The organism is Streptomyces sp. NBRC 110028, assembly GCF_001417735.1.
Classification (GTDB): domain Bacteria; phylum Actinomycetota; class Actinomycetes; order Streptomycetales; family Streptomycetaceae; genus Streptomyces.
Map to the genome: position 1 here is coordinate 1 of NZ_BBUZ01000088.1, position 3,852 is coordinate 3,852.

Here is a 3,852-nt window from a genome sequence, read left to right on the forward strand (position 1 = left end):
GACGAACAACCAACCACCACCGATCACCTCATCAAGCGCGGCCGGACAAGGCTTCCACTCCACCCGGTAACGCCAGTCCTGAAACCGTTTATGCTCCACCCGACGCCGCCGCCACGACGACAAGGCCGGCAACGCCGTGCGCAAAGCCTCGGCGTCGAGCCCCAACTCCTCGGCTACAGCGACCGAGTCTTCGCGCTCGACCGCATCCCAGAACATGGCGTCTGCCTCACCGTCAACGCCGTTCGAAGACGATGCCGACGAACCGTCCAACCAGAAACGCCGCCGTTGGAAGGGGTAGGTGGGCAGGTCAACGGTACGAGGGGTCACGCCTTCGAAAGCGCGGGGCCAGTCAACGGAGGCACCCTGGACGAAGGCTTCCGCGAGGGATGTGAGGAACCGGCCCAGGGTGCTTTCGTCACGCCGTAGCGAGCCGAGTACGACGGCATCCTGGTCGAGGGCGTCGAGGGTCTGCTCGATTCCGGGGCTTAGGACGGGGTGCGGGCTGCACTCGATGAACGCGCCCATCCCCTGTGCGACAAGGCCTTCGACGGCTTCTTGGAACCGGACGGTCTCCCGCAGATTGGTGAACCAGTACTCCGCGTCCAAGGTCGCGGTGTCCAGCCAGTCGGCCGTCACCGTGGAGAAGAACGGCACGCTTGCCGATGTCGGGACGATCGTCGCCAGCGCCCCCAGTAGTTCACTACGTAACTGGTCCATCTGCGCGGAGTGGGAAGCGTAGTCGACCGGGACACGACGAGCCCGGACGTCCTCCCGCTCGCAGCCGGCCAGCAGCTCGTCCAGGGCCTGTGCGTCGCCGGAGACGACGGTCGAGGACGGGCCGTTGACCGCAGCCACGGATATTCGGCCGCCGTAGATGTCGAGCAGCGTGCGGACGCGGTCGGCCGGGAGGCTGATGGAGACCATGCCGCCCCCACCAGCGATCCGGGCGATCGCCCGGCTCCGCAGTGCCACCACCCGCGCACCATCGGCCAGACTCAAGCCCCCAGCCACACAGGCCGCAGCGATCTCCCCCTGCGAATGCCCCACGACCGCGGCGGGCTCCACACCGTAATGCCGCCACGTCCGAGCGAGTGACACCATCACCGCCCACAACGCCGGCTGCACCACATCAACACGTTCAAGAGCGGTCGCGTCGCCGCCTTGCAGCACCTCGACCAGTGACCAGCCGGTCAACGGATCCAGCACCGCAGCGCACTCCGCCACCGCCTCCGCAAACACCGGGCAGGCATCCAGCAGCCCAGCCGCCATCCCCACCCACTGCGATCCCTGACCAGGGAAGACGAACACCGCACGACGACCCTCAGCAGGAGCCACACCCGACACCACACCCGGCACAACCCGACCCACGGCAAAACCGGCCAACGACTCCGTCAGGGATGTGAGTTCGCTGCCGACCATCACCGCCCGGTGCTCGAACACCGACCTGGTGGTCGCCAACGACCACCCCACATCGCCCACACTTGCACCCGACACATGCGCAGCCAGTCGGGCGGCCTGCTCACGCAACGCCCCCGGATCCCGACCGGACATCACCCACGGCACCGGCAGATTGCCAGCGGCGACCACATCCGGTTCCGGCTCCGCAGGCGCCTCCTCCACGATCACGTGCGCATTCGTGCCACTGACACCGAAGGCGGAAATGCCTGCCCGGCGAAGACGCTCAGCCTCCGGCTCCCACAGTCGCTCTTCAGTCAGCAGTTCCAAGTCACCGGCCGACCAGTCCACATGCGGTGACGGCTCATCCACATGCAGCGTCCGCGGCACCACACCCCGCTCCAGTGCCAGCACCATCTTGATCACACCCGCCACACCGGCCGCAGCCTGCGTATGACCGATGTTCGACTTCACCGACCCCAACAGCACCGGACGCCCACTGGTACGTCCCTGCCCATACGTCGCCAGCAACGCCTGAGCCTCGATCGGATCACCCAACCGCGTCCCCGTACCGTGTGCTTCGACCACATCGACATCGGCAGGGTCGAGACCCGCGTCAGCCAACGCCGCACGGATCACCCGCTGCTGCGACGGACCATTCGGAGCCGCCAGACCATTGGACGCACCATCCTGATTGACCGCACTCCCCCGCACCACCGCCAACACCCGATGACCCAACCGCCGCGCCTCCGACAACCGCTCCAGCAAGAGCAGCGAAACTCCCTCGCCCCATCCCATACCGTCCGCTGCCGCGGCGAATGCCTTACACCGGCCGTCTCTTGCCATGCCCTGTTGGCGGCTGAACTCCACGAAGGCATCCGGTGTCGACATGACGGCCACACCGCCGGCTATGGCGAGCGAGCACTCGCCACGGCGCAACGCCTGCACCGCCAGGTGCAGGGCCACCAGCGATGACGAACACGCCGTATCCACGGTCACCGCAGGCCCCTCAAGACCGAACGTGTAGGAAATACGCCCGGACAGCACAGCCAATGCTGTTCCCGTCAGCAGGTAACCCGCCACGCTCTCCGGAGCCCTCTTGGGATCGGGACCATAGCCCTGATATCCGGCACCGATGAATATCCCCGTCGCCGTTCCCTTGACTGTGTACGGATCGACACCGGCACGCTCGAAAAGCTCCCAGGACGTCTCCAGCAGCAGCCGCTGCTGCGGGTCCATCGCCAACGCCTCACGTGGCGAAATTCCGAAGAACCCCGCATCGAACTGTGCTGCGTCATACCGGAACGCGCCTTCCCGGACGTACGTGGTGCCGGGGTTCTCCGGGTCCGGGTGGTACAAGGCCTCGCGATCCCACCCGCGGTCCTCGGGAAGCCCCGCCACCGCGTCGCGGCCTTCGGCCAGGAAGCGCCAGAGATCTTCGGGCGAGTCGATGTCCCCGCCGAAACGGCAGCTCATCGCCGTGATGGCGATCGCTTCACGGGAGGCGGCGAGAAGCGAGTGATTCTGTTGGCGCAGGCGTTCGTTCTCCTTGAGCGACGCACGGAGCGCTTCCACATATTTGGCGGTGGGGTCAGGCATGTCAGCTCCAGTGGTCAGTGGCTCAGCCGTCGATTTTGCCGAGCGCCAGGCGCAGCAGGCTCTCGCCATCCATCGCGTCGATCGATTCGGTGGTCGGCTCAGGGTTCTGCACCGTGCTGTTGATCTCCCGGAGGCGTGTCAGAGCGAGCAGTGGGTCAAGAAGCCCAGCGCCTTTCAGCTGGTCCAGGGAAAGGGACGCCAATGCCTGGCGGACCTCGTCTTCCAGTGAAGACAGCACGGCCGACTCGCTCTCGGCGTCAGGAAGGAGCTGAGACTGCAGGAAGCGTGCGATGGCGGTGGCGGTGGGGTGATCGAATGCCATGGTGGCCGGCAGCCGGACACCCGTGGCCGCAGCCAGCCCGTTGCGTAGCTCGACGGCGGTGAGTGAGTCGAAGCCCAGCTCCTTGAACGCCCGCTCGGCCGGGACGTCCTGCGCGGAGCCGTGCCCGAGAACAGCGGCGGCCTGAGCACGGACCAACTCCACCAACTCCTCCTCCTGCCGCACGCGAGACAACCCCGACAACCGCTTCAACAACCCTGACGACTCATCCTCGTCAACCAAGTCCTGCTCCTGGTTCTGCAGGGCGGTACGGACTTCCGGCAGGTCGCTGATCAAAGGGCGGGGACGAGCGGAGGCAAAGCCGGTCACAAAGCGTTCCCAGTCCACGGCGGCGATCGCGACGAACGTTTCACCACGACCAACCGCGTCGGCCATCGCGGCGACAGCACGTTCGGGATCCATCGCCCGCACCCCCCGACGGGACAACTCCTGCCCCACACCTTCCACCGACGCCATACCCTGACCGGCCCACATCCCCCACGCCACACTCGTCGCCGGCAAGCCGGCACTCCGACACC

The 3,852-nt window shown here is 66.6% G+C and carries 2 protein-coding genes; both read right to left on the reverse strand.

All coding sequences use genetic code 11. From position 1 onward, the window contains the following. A partial coding sequence (locus tag ASC60_RS38350; protein ID WP_370593028.1) for an acyltransferase domain-containing protein occupies positions 1 to 2,970 on the reverse strand: 2,970 nt, incomplete at its 3' end. 46 nt (positions 2,971 to 3,016) lie between these two features. Next, the coding region (locus tag ASC60_RS38355) for an acyl carrier protein (protein WP_234357340.1) at positions 3,017 to 3,852 on the reverse strand (836 nt) is incomplete at its 5' end.